General features: G+C 56.0%; 15 protein-coding genes and 1 riboswitch. Of the genes, 7 read left to right on the plus strand and 8 right to left on the minus strand.

Annotation, left to right across the window (positions count from 1 at the left end):
* Positions 1 to 9: 9 nt before the first annotated feature.
* The gene (locus tag IE151_RS02645; RefSeq protein WP_189487673.1) at positions 10 to 171 is read left to right on the plus strand and encodes a hypothetical protein; all 162 of its coding nucleotides are present in this window, start codon (positions 10 to 12) and stop codon (positions 169 to 171) included.
* Here the strand turns inward: IE151_RS02645 and IE151_RS02650 are convergent.
* The gene (locus IE151_RS02650) at positions 168 to 884 is read right to left on the minus strand and encodes a metallophosphoesterase family protein (protein WP_189487675.1); all 717 of its coding nucleotides are present in this window, start codon (positions 882 to 884) and stop codon (positions 168 to 170) included. The two genes, IE151_RS02645 and IE151_RS02650, sit on opposite strands and share 4 nt — an antisense overlap.
* Before the next feature lie 3 nt (positions 885 to 887).
* Positions 888 to 1,721: a nucleotidyltransferase family protein gene (locus IE151_RS02655; protein ID WP_244636583.1), complete on the minus strand. Its 834-nt coding sequence runs from the start codon at positions 1,719 to 1,721 to the stop codon at positions 888 to 890.
* A 145-nt stretch (positions 1,722 to 1,866) separates the two neighbouring features.
* On the opposite strand from IE151_RS02655, the gene IE151_RS02660 reads away from it, so the two are divergent.
* Both IE151_RS02660 and tenA read left to right on the plus strand, forming a co-directional pair.
* The gene (locus tag IE151_RS02660) at positions 1,867 to 2,898 is read left to right on the plus strand and encodes a serine hydrolase domain-containing protein (RefSeq protein WP_189487677.1); all 1,032 of its coding nucleotides are present in this window, start codon (positions 1,867 to 1,869) and stop codon (positions 2,896 to 2,898) included.
* 45 nt (positions 2,899 to 2,943) lie between these two features.
* Positions 2,944 to 3,052: riboswitch (TPP riboswitch) on the plus strand.
* A gap of 39 nt (positions 3,053 to 3,091) precedes the next feature.
* Complete coding sequence (tenA, locus tag IE151_RS02665; protein ID WP_189487679.1) at positions 3,092 to 3,760, plus strand: thiaminase II; 669 nt, start codon at positions 3,092 to 3,094, stop codon at positions 3,758 to 3,760.
* Between the two features lie 61 nt (positions 3,761 to 3,821).
* On the opposite strand, the gene IE151_RS02670 is transcribed toward tenA, so the two are convergent.
* From IE151_RS02670 to IE151_RS02695, 6 genes are all read right to left on the minus strand, one after another.
* Positions 3,822 to 5,057: a saccharopine dehydrogenase family protein gene (locus IE151_RS02670; protein WP_189487681.1), complete on the minus strand. Its 1,236-nt coding sequence runs from the start codon at positions 5,055 to 5,057 to the stop codon at positions 3,822 to 3,824.
* A 49-nt stretch (positions 5,058 to 5,106) separates the two neighbouring features.
* Positions 5,107 to 6,204, minus strand: coding sequence for a carboxynorspermidine decarboxylase (gene nspC / locus IE151_RS02675; RefSeq protein ID WP_189487683.1), 1,098 nt, complete (start codon positions 6,202 to 6,204; stop codon positions 5,107 to 5,109).
* A 278-nt stretch (positions 6,205 to 6,482) separates the two neighbouring features.
* The gene (locus tag IE151_RS02680; RefSeq protein WP_189487685.1) at positions 6,483 to 7,004 is read right to left on the minus strand and encodes a pyridoxamine 5'-phosphate oxidase family protein; all 522 of its coding nucleotides are present in this window, start codon (positions 7,002 to 7,004) and stop codon (positions 6,483 to 6,485) included.
* A gap of 20 nt (positions 7,005 to 7,024) precedes the next feature.
* Complete coding sequence (locus IE151_RS02685) at positions 7,025 to 7,585, minus strand: DJ-1/PfpI/YhbO family deglycase/protease (protein ID WP_189487687.1); 561 nt, start codon at positions 7,583 to 7,585, stop codon at positions 7,025 to 7,027.
* Positions 7,586 to 7,760: 175 nt separating this feature from the next.
* Entirely contained in the window at positions 7,761 to 8,801 is a 1,041-nt protein-coding gene (locus tag IE151_RS02690) for a dipeptidase (protein ID WP_189487689.1), read from the minus strand.
* Between the two features lie 50 nt (positions 8,802 to 8,851).
* The gene (locus tag IE151_RS02695) at positions 8,852 to 9,718 is read right to left on the minus strand and encodes a D-amino-acid transaminase (RefSeq protein ID WP_189487691.1); all 867 of its coding nucleotides are present in this window, start codon (positions 9,716 to 9,718) and stop codon (positions 8,852 to 8,854) included.
* Between the two features lie 462 nt (positions 9,719 to 10,180).
* Between IE151_RS02695 and IE151_RS02700 the strand changes: the two genes are divergently transcribed.
* The 4 genes from IE151_RS02700 to IE151_RS02715 all read left to right on the plus strand — a co-directional run bounded on the left by IE151_RS02700 (position 10,181) and on the right by IE151_RS02715 (position 16,345).
* Positions 10,181 to 10,495, plus strand: a complete 315-nt coding sequence (locus tag IE151_RS02700; RefSeq protein WP_189487693.1) for a hypothetical protein — start codon at positions 10,181 to 10,183, stop codon at positions 10,493 to 10,495.
* 110 nt (positions 10,496 to 10,605) lie between these two features.
* Positions 10,606 to 14,379, plus strand: a complete 3,774-nt coding sequence (gene metH / locus IE151_RS02705) for a methionine synthase (RefSeq protein WP_189487702.1) — start codon at positions 10,606 to 10,608, stop codon at positions 14,377 to 14,379.
* A 126-nt stretch (positions 14,380 to 14,505) separates the two neighbouring features.
* Complete coding sequence (locus tag IE151_RS02710) at positions 14,506 to 15,228, plus strand: DUF1428 domain-containing protein (protein ID WP_308430485.1); 723 nt, start codon at positions 14,506 to 14,508, stop codon at positions 15,226 to 15,228.
* Between the two features lie 142 nt (positions 15,229 to 15,370).
* Positions 15,371 to 16,345 (plus strand): ABC transporter substrate-binding protein, encoded by a 975-nt coding sequence (locus tag IE151_RS02715; protein ID WP_189487704.1) that lies wholly within the window; start codon positions 15,371 to 15,373, stop codon positions 16,343 to 16,345.
* Positions 16,346 to 16,371 lie beyond the last annotated feature (26 nt).

The raw sequence follows: 16,371 nt of genomic DNA on the forward strand, positions 1-16,371 counted from the left end.
CTAGACACGATGTCTTACATTCGCAATTCGGGCCGTTTTTTCACGGAAGCTTTCGCGGTTCTGCGCGCGGCCACCGCGGCATCCGCTGCCGTTGAAGGACATCGGCGGCCCAAGGCCGCAGATCTCAAGACGCTCGGCATACGCGGCGACGCCTTCGACCATCTGCGTTAAAGCTCAAGAATAGCATAAGCGAGCCCCTCCGGCTTTTCGATATGTGCGGCGACATTGTAAACCGCCGCGCCTCCGGGCGTCTTGCCTCTGAACGCACCTCGGTGGGCGTGTCCATGCACAACGGCGGAGACCTTGAAACGGTCGATCGTTTCAGCAAGACGCGATGAGCCAAGGAACGGATAAATCTCCTTCGGTTCGCCTTCCACGGTTTCTGCGATTGGCGCGTAATGCAAGATCACCAAGGCGCGATCGCTGCGCACCTGGCGCATTGCGTTCTCCAGCCGCATGGTTTCGGCAACGCCTTCGGAGACCATGGCCTTGATGGCCGGTTCTCCGAACGAGCCAAGCATGAAACGTCCAAAACCGCCGGCAAAACCTTTAGCACCAACAAAGCCGACGCCGTTGATCTCAACCTGGCTGCCATCCAGGAGATTGACGCCTGCGCCTTTCAGCACCTTCACGACCTCCTCGACCTGTCCGCACTCATAATCATGATTGCCGAGAACAGCGACTTTAGGAATGGTACAGGTACGTAATTGCTCCGCGAGAAGCCTGGCCTCCTCTGGCTTGCCCAGATCGGTTAGATCGCCTGCCATCACGAGCACATCGGCTTTTGAGGAGACTTCCGCGAAAATGTCGCGATAATCCTTGCTGCCATCCTCCTTGATATGCAGATCGGCAATGGCAGCGACTTTCATCTTCGGTTTGGGCATAGATCAGATAGCCTCCCGGCTTTTCATCTTGTCGAGTTCCACCTCGGCACCGACATCGGCGAAGCCCCATTCCTTCACGTCAATATCGTAGTCGATGCGTGAGAACATGCGCCCGCGACAGACCTTCATCTGTGGCGGCGGCAATTCGCGTTGTGCCCTGACGCGGTCCAACAATTCATCGAGCAGCCAGGCGGGAACGCGGTCGCGCTCGGTTGGATATATCCAGCGGAAGTTCATGAGATGCATGAGCAGCACTTCCCAATGCACTTCCATGTGCGCGAGCAGGCGCTCCCAGTCGATCTGGTCGTGCGCTTTCAGGATCACGTGCACGATGTCAGCGCCGTCATAACGATGACGCAGCTGGATAAAGGCCTTCGACCAGATGAGTTCGGTAGGGCCGACGATCCAGAGCTTGTGGCCATACATTTCTATTTCGCGCGCATGGGTGAACCATTCGTCTCCGACCGGCATGGTGCCATTGGAGGAGGCAAAGATCACGTCGAAGAAATGCGGACCTTTGAACACCTTGCCCAACCAGCGGTCGTCCTCGATCTCGATCGAGTAACCCTTTTCCTTGAAATAAGCGAGAATGCGGGCGTAGTCGCCGGCCTTGCAGAATATGTCCAGATCTTTCGTTGGGCGTACAATCCCGGTATAGGCGCTGACGGCATAGGTGCCGGCGAGAAGATGCGGAATTTCGGAACGCGACAGTTCGGCGATCGCCTCCTGTACGAAGATTTTTGCCTCTTCGCCCTTCAGCGTCGGCTCTGCCTTCGCTTCCATGTGCGGTACGTCCGGTCGCTTGTCATTGTGAGCAGCCCTTGGTGCTGACGGCATCGACATTTCCTCGTTTCTGGTGAGAAGACAACCCTTGGTGCGCGGGAACGGTTCCGCTCTCTCAGCTGGTCACGCTTGCGTGAGATGGCATCGAAGTGAAGGCTCCGACGTTCTCTCGACGCAATCTGTCCTTTACGTTTCCGACATGGCACATTTGTTCACACGACGCGCATTCAGCGCAGCTCTTCTGACGGCACCGTTTCTGCCCCTCGCGGGGAGGACACTGGCGCAGGAGAATGCGGCGGCGTTCGAACCAGTGATCGAACGCGCCGAAGCGCTCGATCCTTTGAAGGTGATAATCGTCGCACGCCATGGGGAAACCATCGCGGAGCGCGGCTATCGCGGCCATACGGCCACCGAGTTGACCAATATCAAATCTGCGTCGAAATCCATCATGTCGGCATTGGTAGGCATCGCGATCCATAAGGGCGTGCTCGAAAGCCCCGACCAGAAGATAGCGCCCTTGCTCCCGGGCGATCTTCCTGACGATCCCGATCCGCGCATTCATGAAATAACGATCGGAAACCTGCTCTCGATGCAGGCGGGACTTGGACGTCTATCAGGGCCAAATTACGGACGCTGGGTTTCCAGTCGCAACTGGGTGCGTTTTGCACTCGAACAACCGTTCGATGACGAGCCGGGCGGCGACATGCTCTACTCGACGGCCTCGACACACCTGCTTTCGGCAATCCTGACAAAGCAGACGCAAAAATCCACCCTGGTGCTCGCGCGGGAATGGCTGGGCCGCCAGGAGGGCTTTCGCATCGGTTCCTGGGATCGCGATCCGCAGGGCATCTATCTCGGCGGTAACCAGATGGCCATGAGCGCTCGCTCGCTTCTCGCGTTCGGAGAAATTTATCGTAATGGAGGCAAAGCAAAAGATGGGACGCAGATCGTTTCGGCGGAGTGGATCGTAGAATCCTGGACCCGGCGCACCAATTCGCGTTTCACTGGCGATGGTTATGGCTATGGCTGGTTTTTGCGGGAGATGGCCGGACATGCCGTGCGTTATGGTTGGGGCTATGGCGGACAGATGCTCTATATCGTGCCCGGCCTGGATCTGGTGATTGTGATGACATCGGATGAGAACAATGCGTCTGCCCGGACCGGTCACCGCGACAGCCTGCATGCGCTTGCATCCGACATTATCAAGGCAGCAGAAGGCGCTAGATCGTGACTTCGCTGGCTGATTGACACGCCGCCCGAAATCCGGTTCCTTGCGCTTGTCTTGACGGGGAGCCGGTCATACTGGCTGAGATGGCATTGGAAATGCCGGACCCGCTGAACCTGATCCGGCTTGCACCGGCGTAGGAATCAAGCCGGTCGTTCAATGACCAGTTCCTCGCGTGCAGCCTTTTGCGAGGAATGAAATGCCCCAGCCCAGTTTCCAGACGTTAACGCAAGCTTGTTCCGCCGAATGGCGAGCCTACTGCCAACACTCCTTCGTTCAGCAATTGGCTGATGGTTCGTTACCCAAGGAAAGCTTTCAGCACTATCTGAAGCAGGATTATCTCTTCCTGATCCACTTTTCCCGTGCCTGGGCGCTCGCGATCTACAAGAGCCGCTCGCTTGCCGAGATGCGTGCTGCTCTCGATAGTTTGAAAACGATCATGGACGTCGAGCTGGGGCTGCATGTCGGTTATTGTCAAGCATGGGGCATTGCTGAGGATGCGCTGGAGACACTACCGGAAGCACGAGCGACCACGGCTTATACGCGTTACGTACTGGATACCGGACTGCGCGGCGATCTTCTCGATTTACACGTTGCGCTGGCGCCGTGCATCATCGGCTATGGCGTGATTGCCAAGTGGGTCGAAGCGCAGCCCGGTTTCGATGCTTCAAGCAATCCTTACGCATCGTGGGCTGCGATGTATGCGGGCGAGGATTATCAGAAGGCTATGAATGCCGAGCTCACGTGGCTGGACGGCCGGCTGGCCCATATATCTGACCAGCGGCTTGCGGAGCTTGCCAGGATTTTTGCCGAAGCTTCGCGGCTGGAGGCCGACTTCTGGCAGATGGGACTGGATCTGGCGGCCTGATTTTCAGACGAGAACGGCGCGGGATGAACCGCGCCGTTCTTTTTTCCGAGATAGTGGGAAATCAAAAGACGAGTGCTTCGTCTGTATCGCCATCCCTGATACGATTGGGCAGCCCCATCTCGTTCAGAAGGCCGAGGAATGGCTCGGGAGGCAGCTCCTCAACATTGGCCATCTTCTTGACGTCCCACAGGCCGTTGGCGATCAGCAGGGCGGCTGCTACCGGAGGCACGCCCGCCGTGTAGGAAATGCCCTGGCTGCCAACTTCGTTGTAGGCGTCCTTATGGTCCGCAACATTGTAGATGAAAATTTCCCGTGGCTTGCCGTCTTTCACGCCCTTCACCAGATCGCCGATGCAGGTTTTGCCGGTATAGTCGGGTGCAAGCGTGGACGGGTCCGGCAGCACGGCCTTGACGACCTTGAGCGGGACGACCTCCTGGCCTTCCGCCGTTTTGACTGGCTGCTCGGAAAGAAGGCCCAGATTCTTCAGAACGGTGAAAACGGTAATATAGCGTTCGCCAAAGCCCATCCAGAAGCGGATGTTGGGCACGCCCATGTTTTTCGACAGTGAGTGGATTTCGTCATGACCCGTCATGTAGGTCGTGCTCTTGCCGACGACGGGCAGGTCCCACTCCTGCCTGACCTCGAACATTTGGTTCGTGGCCCATTCGTTGTTCTGCCAGGAGTAGACCTGACCGGTGAACTCGCGGAAATTGATCTCAGGATCGAAGTTCGTCGCGAACCAGCGGCCGTGGCTGCCGGCGTTGACGTCGATGATGTCGATCGAATGGATCTCGTCGAAATAATTGCGTGACAGCGCAGCATAGGCATTGACGACGCCCGGGTCGAAGCCCGCGCCCAGAATGGCGGTGACGCCGGCCTTCTCACAGGCCTCGGCGCGCTTCCATTCATAATTGCCGTACCAGGGCGGTGTTTCACAAATCTTCAACGGGTCTTCGTGAATTGCCGTGTCGATATAAGCGGCGCCGGTCTCAATGCAGGACTGCAAAACAGACATATTGACGAAGGCCGAGCCGACGTTAATGACGATCTGCGCGCCGGTCTTTTCGATGAGGGCCTTGGTGGCTGCAATATCCATCGCATCCAGCGCGTGCGCTTCCAGAACGCCCTCTACCTTCATCGCTTTTTTCTCACGAACGGAAGCAATGATTTCGTGGCACTTCGCGACAGTGCGCGACGCGATATGGATATCGCCGAGCACGTCGTTATTCTGTGCTGCCTTGTGTACGACGACCTGCGCCACGCCACCTGCACCAATGATAAGGATATTGCGTTTCATTTAGCCATCAGCCCCCTTTGTGCTGCTTCCGTTTGTGTCCTCGTCCGCCTTAGGAAAGGCTGGAAACGAAGTCCTCGAATGGGAATTCGCGCACGACGCGCTCCGTCCCGTTCAGTTCCTTGACGACGATCGACGGCATCTGCACGCCGTTGAACCAGTTCTTCTTGACCATCGTATAGCCAGCAGTGTCCTGGAAGGAGAGGCGGTCGCCCACCTTCAACTCGCGGTCGAACTTGAACTCGCCGAATATGTCGCCAGCCAGACATGATTTGCCGCAGATCATGTAGCTCTCGTCCCCTTCGTTGGGCGCGAGCTTCGCAGTCTCGCGATAAATCAGAAGGTCGAGCAGATGTGCCTCTATGGAGGAATCGACGATTGCCAGCTTCTTGCCGTTGTAGAGCGTGTCCAGAACGGTGACTTCGAGTGTGGTAGACTGGGTAATCGATGCTTCACCGGGCTCCAGATAGACCTGCACGCCATACTTGTCTGCAAAGGCTTTGAGGCGGTCACAGAAGGCGTCGAGCGGATAGCCCTCGCCGGTGAAATGGATGCCGCCGCCAAGGCTTACCCATTTGACGCGTGACAGAAGCCCGCCGAATTTTTCCTCGATCTGAGAAAGCATTTGGTCGAACAGCGCGAAATCGCTGTTCTCGCAATTATTGTGGATCATGAAGCCGGAAATCTTGTCCAGAACCGCTTCGATCTCATCGGCATTCCACTCGCCGAGACGGGAGAAGGGACGCGCCGGATCTGCCAGATCGAAGGTCGAGGAAGAAACGCCCGGATTGAGACGCAGGCCACGCGCGATGCCGTTCGCCTTATCAGCAAAGCGGTTTAGCTGGCCGATGGAATTGAAGATGATCTTGTCGGCATGCGCAATGACCTCGTCGATTTCCGCGTCGGAATAGGCGACGCTGTAGGCGTGGGTTTCGCCGCCGAACTTGATCTTGCCAAGTTTGACCTCGTTGAGCGAGGAAGAGGTCGTGCCATCCATGTACTGCGACATAAGGTCAAAGACCGACCAGGTCGCGAAACATTTCAGCGCCAGCAGGGTCCGTGCGCCGGAGCGCTCCCGGACGTATTGCATTTTCTCCATGTTTTTCAGGAGTTTTTGCTTGTCGATCAGATAGTAAGGGGTCTGGATCATTCTGCCTTGCGCCACGTAAGATTACATTCTCTCTTGTCCGCGCCATTGCTGGCGCAGAGCTCAAGCGGCTGACGATGCCGGGAAATTTGCCCTTATCTATAAGTCATGACGTTGAAAAACAAGGGCTTGGGCAGGAGTTTCCCGATTGCTTGTCGCAGAGAAGCTAAGCTTATTCCATGAGAGCTTTATGAATACGCGCTGCAAACATTTCAAAAAGCTTCAGAAATGCGAAAACCGGGCAGCATTGCCCGGTTCCCTGATCCCCGCGTGGCTATGGGTCACATAACCGTGCGATTCTCTGCGAAATTGATATGGGTATGCACACCGACATCCGGCTCGTGATCATCGTCAAGATTTGCCTTGGCCATTTCCCACCCGAATTTCAACGTGGAGGATGAGGATGCCCAGATGGCCGCGTCGTCCAGCTTGAGCTGGATCATCGTCAGTTGAGGGTCATCCTTGCCGCCGTGGAACCAGGCGGCCACTATCGAGGACCAATATTTGTCGATATGCGACTGCGATTTGTTCTCGGCCAGGACGCCGGAAAGACATGCATGGTAATCATGATCCTTGCCGACAACGCAGAAATGGGCGCGATCCACCCCGCTCAGATGTCGCACGAGATCGCTGTCGCGTCGCGTGTAGAACCAGATCGATCCGGTCTCCTTTTCAATGAAGGGGGCCATGGGCTGCATGTGCATATGCGAACCTTCAATTCCAAGCATGCCGGCATGGACGTCCTCGATTTCATCCCAAAGCTGCTGTAGCGGGTCGTCGCGCGTTTCGCTCAGATTAACCATTGCTTCCTCCTTGAATAAAGTTAAGCCGCGTGGCGCTGGTGACGCCCTTCGCGCAGTTCCTCCACGATCTTGGCTACGAACGCCGGAAGATCCTTCGGATTGCGCGAGGTGATGATGCCTTGATCCGTGACGACTTCCTGATCGGTCCATTTCGCACCGGCGTTCACTAGATCGGTCTTGATCGAGGGGAAGGAAGTCATCTTGCGGTCACGCACGGCGTCGGCCTCGGCAAGAAGCCAGGGACCGTGGCAGATCGCGGCGATAACTTTTCCAGACTGCACGAATTCGTTGACGACGCGCATCGCATCCTTATCCATGCGCAACTTATCTGGATTGATCTGGCCGCCAGGAAGAACGAGCGCGTCATAATCGGTTATGTTCACATCGGATGCCTTAATATCGACACCCACCGTATCGCCCCAGTCGGTTTCGTCCCAACTCTTGATAGGATCGGTTTTCGGTGATGCGATGTGGACGGTCGCGCCCCTGTTTTTCAGTTCATCGAGCGGCACACGCAATTCGGAGCGCTCATAACCGTCGGTCGCGAGAATAAGAATCTTGGACTGCTCAATGAGGGGCATGGCATTTCCTTTCCGTTTCCGGTTGGTTGCGACACGCAGGACCCTTCTTCCTTCCGGTAGCTGAAGGGTTGCAAGGTCATCGATGTCGCGTCGTAACGGAGAGGCTGGGGTGGCCTCACCTATGCCGAACTAACGGAAGCCCGAAGCATTTCGTTCCTGAGGAAAAGCTTGGAACTTACTGCCCCCAGGTGCGGGCAAGAACCTTGATCCAGTTCTCATGGCCCAGCTTGCGCAGTTCCGCCTCGTTATAGCCGGAATCGCGAAGTGCCTCGATTAACTTCGGCAGATCGCTCGCGTTGCGCATGGCAGCGGGAATGGTCGTGCCATCGAAGTCGGAACCGAGGGCGACATGATCGATGCCGACGCGGTCGACGAGATAGTCGACGTGACGCACCAGCATTTCCAGCGGTGTATTGGCATCCTTGCGCCCGTCCTGGCGTAGAAAAAGCACCCCGAAATTGACGCCGACGAGGCCACCGGTCGCCTTGATGGCGTCCAGCTGGTCGTCGGTTAGATTGCGGCTGTGCGGGGTCAGGGCATGGACGTTTGAATGCGAGGCGACAAGCGGCGCATCGGAAAGGCGGGCGATATCCCAGAAACCCTGTTCGTTCATATGAGAAAGATCAATCATGATCTTAAGTTCGTTGCAGGTGCGTACAAGCGCACGGCCAATATCGGTCAGGCCGGGGCCGATCTGGGGTGTTGAAGGAAAGCGGAAAGGTACGCCGTAGGCGAAGATGTTCGGGCGGCTCCAGACGGGTCCGAGCGTGCGTAAACCGGCGCGGTGCAGGATATGGAGCGCGTCAAGATCGGGATCAATCGCTTCGGCACCTTCAATATGCATCACCGCTGCGAATGAGCCTGCTGCGATACAATTGCGGATGTCAGCGGCAGTAAGGCAGATTTTCAGCGCACCGAGCGAGCGCTTTTCGATACGCGCCAGGGTAGCCGCCATCGCCATCGTCGTGTTGAGTGCATCGCTCTGAAGCGGAGGCAGAAAGTCACCGTTATCGTCCGCCTTGCTGGTGGGAGACGGGACAAACATGGCGCAGAGGCCGCCGACCAGGCCGCCTTGTTTGGCCTTCGGCAAGTCAATGTGATAATCGGTCTTGCCGTTAATGAAGGCGATATCCTCATCCTGCTGACTGGATAGATGCATGCGCAGCAAAACGTCATTGTGACCGTCAAAAACGGGAATGATGGATTTGGTGCTCATGCTTTTTGTCCAATGCAGCTAGGGATGTTTCAGGAAGCTAACGCTCCGGCTCAGACGGCGGTTCGCTTGGCAAAGTCGATATAGAGTTCGCGAAGGCGCATTGCCAGCGGCCCGGGCTCTCCGTTGCCGATGGATTTTTCGTCGATCCTGACCACCGGCATGACGAAACTCGAGGCGCTGGTGACAAAGGCTTCCTTGGCCGCGAATGCTTCTTCCAGCGAAAAGGGCCGTTCTTCTATGGCAAGATTTTCTTCCGTGGCCAGTTCAAGCAATGCCAGACGCGTACAGCCGGGAAGCGTCTTTTGGCTATTGGCACGGGTGATGATCTTGTCGTCCGCGGTTACAATATAGGCGGTAGATGAACCCCCTTCGGTCACGAGTCCGTCGTCCTCAACCATCCACGCCTCCTGGCAACCGGCTTCTTTGGCAATCTGCTTGGCCAGGACCTGTGCAAGCAGGCAGGTGCTTTTGATATCACGGCGCGTCCAGCGCAGATCCGGCACGGACTTGACGGCGTAGCCGGTCTTGATAGCGACGTTCGAAACCATTTTCTCTTGAGTAAACATAGTCAGATTGGGTTTCATGTCGTCGGGATAGGTGAAATCGCGATCAGCGGTGCCGCGAGTGACCTGGAGATAGACCAGGCCTTCCTTCAACTTGTTCTTCTCGATAAGCTTGCGCTGGAGGTTTTCAATTTCTTCTTCGGAAAGATGAAGCTTGATGTTGATTTCGCCAGTCGAACGTTTGAGACGGGCCAGGTGCGATGCGCTGTCCACCAGTTTGCCGTCGATTACCGCCGCCACCTCATAAATTCCATCGCCGAACAGGTAGCCGCGATCGAAGATCGAGACGGATGCTTCGGATGCGGGGAGAAATGCGCCGTTGACATAGGCGATGCGAGTGTCGGCTTGCGGCATTTTGGACGAGGCTCCTGTCGGTTCTTTCACTGAAATGAGTATCGGTTCAAACCAGGACGATCAACATGAATGCTTTAATCTGGATGGATAAGCGGCGGGATAAGGATCCACGTAGATATCGCAGCTAGTCAGTTCGGCTGGATTTCGATGATATCCTGCGACCAAGGGGCGGGTACTGAAGCACGGATATTACAAGGGTAACGCCGGCTTCGGCACCGTGACGATGCCGGGGTCGCAGTGACGACCAAGAAAAAGGGCTTCGGCCAGAAGCTCGTCTTGCGTAACGACAAGGGGATTTCATGTTTTCTGGACGGAACGTGTTCAGTTCGAAGACGGAGGAACATGCCCGTCTCTCTTTTTTAAAACCCTGGATAGCGACAGTATCGCCTAGCAGGCTGCCGCTTCAGCGAGCGGATACCGTGGGACTGCCCAGTTGAGTAGAAGGTAATGGAAAAATAATCGATGAACAAAGATGAGACGTTTTATCACCATCCGTCACGACTTTTTGTTGATGGAGGTGCTGGAAACGACACTTATATTTTCAGGAATTATAGCAAGCACTATGAGTGGCATGCGGATGGACATGGGATCTCCTTCACGCACGGAGTGTCCAGAAAGAGTGTACATCTGATCAATGTCGAAAGCGTCAAGTTCAGCGATGATGGCCTTATATTGTCTCCCATTTGTGCGCTCGACACCGGCGAAGCAGGCGACGGTTCTGATGTCCATGCGAGCGCAGCTTCCATAGAAATAGGTGGGGCTTTGCCGTTCTGCTAAAGTGTGCCTCGTTGGATTGAGCGACCGTCGATGATGGAAGCTTGCATGAACTTGACATAAAGATATCTTTATGTGATTTTGCTGCTTTCTCATGAGAGTGGCGAATTCCTGTGTCTGCATCTGTCGATACCCTGTTTGGTCCCGTTGGCGAAAAATCCGACGGCAGTGAAATCCGCGCTGCTTTGGAAAAGGCCGCGCGGGAGCGCATCCTTATTCTCGACGGCGCGATGGGTACGCAGATTCAAGGCCTGCAATTCGGAGAAGAGGAATATAGGGGCTCCCGTTTTGAGAGCTGCGATTGCCACCAGAAGGGTAATAATGACCTTCTGACCCTGACCCAACCCAAGGCGATCGAGGAGATCCATTTCCGTTACGCGATGGCGGGGGCGGATATTCTGGAGACGAATACTTTTTCCTCCACGACTATCGCCCAGGCAGATTATGGCATGGAGGAGGCCGTCTACGACTTGAATCGTGACGGCGCACGTCTTGCCAAGCGTGCGGCGCGCCGGGCGGAAGACATTGACGGGAAGCGTCGTTTTGTTGCGGGTGCACTTGGGCCGACAAATCGTACCGCCTCTATTTCGCCGGACGTCAATAATCCGGGCTTTCGTGCCGTTACCTTCGACGAATTGCGTGTTGCCTATGCGGAGCAGATACGTGGTCTGATGGATGGTGGCGCCGATATCATCCTTATCGAGACGATTTTCGATACGTTGAACGCCAAAGCCGCAATCTTTGCTTGCCGTGAAATGTTCGCCGCCACCGGTGTCGAACTGCCGATCATGATTTCCGGTACGATCACTGACCTTTCCGGACGCACGCTGTCGGGCCAGACACCGTCTGCCTTCTGGTATTCCGTTGCGCATGCCAAGCCCTTCACAGTTGGTCTCAACTGTGCGCTGGGCGCTGCCGCGATGCGCGACCATCTGGCAGAAATCTCCGGTGTTGCCGGTACTTTCGTCTGTGCCTATCCGAACGCCGGTCTGCCGAACGAATTCGGCCAGTATGACGAAACGCCGCGCATGATGGCCGAGCAGGTGAAGGAATTCGCCAGGGACGGCCTCATCAACATCGTCGGCGGATGTTGCGGCTCAACGCCGGAACATATCGAAGCGCTCGCGAAGGTCGTTTCGCAATACAAGCCGCGCGAGGTGCCGAAGTTCAAGCCGCGCCTGCGTCTGGCTGGTCTCGAGCCTTTTGTGCTGACCGACGATATTCCCTTCGTCAATGTTGGCGAGCGTACGAACGTCACCGGATCGGCCAAATTCCGCAAGCTGGTAACCGCCAATGATTATGCCGCCGCGCTCGACGTGGCGCGTGATCAGGTGGAGAATGGCGCTCAGGTTATCGACATCAACATGGATGAGGGCCTGATCGATTCAAAGCAGGCGATGGTCGAGTATCTCAATCTCATCGCCGCGGAACCGGACATTGCCCGCGTGCCGATCATGATCGATTCTTCCAAGTGGGAGGTGATCGAGGCCGGCCTGAAATGCGTACAGGGCAAAGCGATCGTCAACTCTATCTCGCTGAAAGAAGGCGAGGACGCGTTCATTCATCAGGCCGAACTTGTGCGTGACTATGGCGCTGCCGTCGTGGTGATGGCCTTCGATGAAGCAGGACAGGCCGACACCGAAGATCGTAAGGTCGAAATTTGTACGCGGGCTTATGAAATTCTGACCGAGCGTGTCGGCATTCCGCCACAGGACATAATCTTCGACCCGAATATCTTCGCCGTGGCGACCGGTATTGAAGAACATAATAATTATGGCGTCGATTTCATCCAGGCGACGAAGCGCATCATCGACACGTTGCCTCACGTGCACGTTTCAGGCGGCGTTTCGAACCTGTCCTTCTCGTTCCGCGGCAATGAGCCGGTACGAGAGGCAATGCACGCCGTCTTCCTCTACCATGCCATCCAGGCCGGCATGGATATGGGCATCGTCAATGCAGGTCAGCTCGCCGTCTACGATTCCATCGAATCGGATCTACGCGAGGCCTGCGAGGATGTCGTTCTCAATCGCACGCCGGAAGCAACCGAGCGGATGCTGGAAATAGCCGAGCGCTTCCGCGGCAAGGGTGGTGGACAGGCGCGCGAAAAAGACCTCTCCTGGCGTGAGAAGCCCGTCAACGAGCGACTTTCGCATGCGCTGGTCAATGGCATTACTGAATATATCGAAGCCGATACTGAAGAGGCGCGCGCGGCGGCCGCCCGACCGCTGCATGTCATCGAAGGCCCGCTGATGGAGGGTATGAACATTGTCGGCGACCTGTTCGGTTCCGGCAAGATGTTCCTCCCACAGGTGGTGAAGTCTGCCCGCGTGATGAAGCAGGCAGTGGCCTATCTGTTGCCCTTCATGGAAGAAGAAAAACGCCTGATGGGCGGCACCGGAGAACGCAAGACTGCCGGCACCGTGTTGCTCGCAACGGTGAAGGGTGACGTGCACGACATTGGCAAGAATATTGTCGGCGTCGTTCTGGCCTGCAACAATTATGAGATCATCGATCTCGGCGTCATGGTGCCGAGCGCCAGGATTCTCGAAGTTGCACGTGAGCGAAATGTCGATATCATCGGACTTTCCGGTCTGATTACACCCTCGCTAGATGAGATGGTACATGTCGCTGCTGAAATGGAGCGCGAAAGTTTCGACGTTCCGCTTCTGATCGGCGGTGCAACAACCAGTCGCGTGCATACAGCGGTGAAGATCCATCCTAAATATGCGCGTTCACAGGCGGTCTATGTGCCGGATGCAAGTCGCGCAGTGAATGTCGTCTCGCAGCTTCTGTCGAACGATAATAAGGCTAGCTATGTACAGAGTGTTCGCGATGAATATGCAAAGGTAGCCGAAGGCCATGCCCGCAAGGAGGCTGACAAGCTGCGCCTTTCGCTCGAAAAGGCTCGGGAGAATGCGCATAAGTCGAACTGGGACGCCTATAAGCCGCATACGCCTTCCTTCCTTGGTACGCGTGTATTCCAGAATTGGGATCTGGAAGAGCTTTCCCGTTATATCGACTGGACGCCGTTCTTCCAGGCCTGGGAACTGAAGGGCCGCTATCCGGATTTGCTCGAGCACGAAACGCAAGGCGAGGCAGCCCGCGCGCTGTTTGCCGATGCGCAGGCAATGCTCAAGAAGATCGTCGATGAAAAATGGTTTGTGCCGAAGGCAGTTGTAGGCTTCTGGCCGGCCAATGCCATAGGCGACGATATCCGTCTCTTCGCGGACGATAATCGCAAGGAGGAGATCGCGACCTTCTTCACCCTGCGCCAGCAATTGTCGAAACGCGATGGCCGTCCGAACGTTGCGCTCTCCGATTTCGTCGCGCCGCTTGGCACCAAACCCGACTACGTTGGTGGCTTTGTCGTGACTGCCGGCATCGAGGAAGTGGCGATTGCCGAGAGGTTCGAGCGGGCCAATGATGATTACTCCTCGATTATGGTCAAGGCGTTGGCCGATCGTTTTGCGGAAGCTTTTGCCGAGCGTATGCATGAATATGTACGCAAGGAACTTTGGGGCTATGCGTCGGCTGAAGATCTGACGAATGAGGACCTTATCCGTGAACGCTACGATGGTATCCGCCCGGCGCCAGGTTATCCGGCGCAGCCCGATCACACTGAAAAAGTCACGCTCTTCAAGCTTCTGGGCGCCGAGAATGCGATCAATGTAACGCTAACGGAATCCTATGCCATGTGGCCCGGTTCGTCAGTGTCGGGCATCTATATTGCCGATCCCGAAAGCTATTATTTCGGCGTCGCAAAGGTCGAACGCGATCAGGTCGAAGATTATGCCTTGCGCAAAGGCATGGATATCTCAGAGGTTGAGCGCTGGCTCGGGCCGGTCCTTAATTATGACCCGGCGCAATACACTGAAGCGGCTGAGTAGCAGGGGTTGAGGGGGCGTGAAGGCGCCCCTTCTTTGTATTCTGAGCATAGTTATAAAAAATAACTATGCTATTGCAAAAGATAACCATGTGAGTCATTCTCCCGGCAGTTAAAGGGAGGAATGATAATGCTGGGATATGTAGAAGGGTTCGTGGCCGCAGTGCCGACGAGCAACAAGGATGCGTATATTGCGCATGCGACCAAGGCCGCTGGCTTTTTCAAGGAGTACGGCGTGACGCGAATGGTGGAATGCTGGGGCGACGACGTTCCGCATGGCAAGGTCACGGATTTTTATGACGCCGTGAAAGCCGAGGAGAATGAGACGATCATCTTCTCCTGGTTCGAGTATCCATCGAAACAGGCACGCGACGCAGCCATGAAGCAGATGATGGAAGATCCGCGCATGCAGGAGCTGAGTGACATGCCTTTCGATGGCAAGCGGATGATCTATGGCGGGTTTGCGCCTATCTTCGACAAACCTGCGGCCAATGGCGGGATGGGCTATGTCGACGGGTTTCTGCTCGCGGTTCCGGAAAAAAACAAGCAGGCCTATATCGACATGGCGGCAACCGCCGCCCAGGTGTTCTACGACCATGGCGCTACACGCATGGTCGAGAACTGGGGAGATGACGTACCAGACGGTGAAGTCACCTGGTACCGACGCGCAGTAAAGGCAGAGGAGGGTGAGAGCGTTCTGTTTTCGTGGATCGAGTGGCCGTCAAAAGAGGTGCGCGACAAGGGGCAGCAGGCTGTCATGCAGGACGAACGCATGAAGGATATGCCCCAAGAGATGCCTTTTGATGGCATGCGCATGATGTGGGGTGGTTTCAAGCCCGTACTCGACCTTTGATGCACGCATAAAATACCCCTGTTTTGCGCAATTGTTTCGAAGACGGAACTTTTGTCACAGAACCGTAACGTGCTAGGGCTAAGCGGAGGTCGATCCGGCGTCCGCTTAACCTGTGCGCCGAACGTTCATGGGGATGAAATTAATGCGTTCAGTCATTCTTGCTTCAGCTGTCCTTTTGGCCAGCACCGCTCTTTCGCAGGCTCAGGAAGGCAAGCTGCTGCTTTACACGAGCCAGCCCAACACCGATGCCCAGCAGACCATTGATGCTTTCAAGAAGGCTTATCCGAAGGTCGATGTCGAATTCGTGCGTGACGGTACGCCGAAGATCATGGCAAAGCTTCAGGCCGAAATTGCAGCTGGCCAGCCGCAGCCGGACGTCCTGTTGATCGCTGACAGCGTGACGATGGAGGGCCTCAAGAAGGACGACCGTCTCCTTGCTTATGCTGAAGCCAAGGTAGATGGTCTTGATGCTGCTCTCTACGACAAGGACAAGAGCTACTTCTCGACCAAGCTGATCACCACCGGCATCATCTATAACACCTCGGCTCCGATGAAGCCGGAAAGCTGGCTTGATCTTGCCAAGCCGGAAGCCAAGGGGCAGGTCACCATGCCGTCACCGCTCACCTCGGGTGCGGCGCTGATCCACACGGTGACTCTCACCAGCAACCTTTCCGAAGGCTGGGATTATTACAAGTCGCTCGCCGACAATGGTGCTCAGGCGGCAGGTGGCAATGGCGGCATTCTGACGGAAGTCGCTGGTGGCACGAAGCTGTACGGAATGATCGTTGATTACATGGCGATCCGCGAAAAAGCCAAGGGCGCACCCGTTGAGTTCGTGTTCCCGAAGGAAGGCGTTTCGGCGGTTACCGAGCCGGTTGCGATTCTCAAAACCGCGAAAAATCCAGAGGCTGCAAAGGCTTTCGTCGACTTCATCCTCTCCAAGGAAGGTCAGGAGCTTGCGGTTTCGCAGGGCTATATTCCAGCGCGCGCCGATGCTGGCCTGCCAGCTGGCTATCCGGAGCGTTCTGCCATCAAGGTTCTCTCCTACGATGCCGCAAAGGCTCTGACGGACGAAATGGCGAACAAGGAAAAGTTCGCCGAGACGATGGGCCAGTAAGCCGAATCGCCATTTAATAAACGAGC

Origin of the sequence: Limoniibacter endophyticus (genome assembly GCF_014652835.1) — a bacterium.
Lineage (GTDB): Bacteria > Pseudomonadota > Alphaproteobacteria > Rhizobiales > Rhizobiaceae > Limoniibacter > Limoniibacter endophyticus.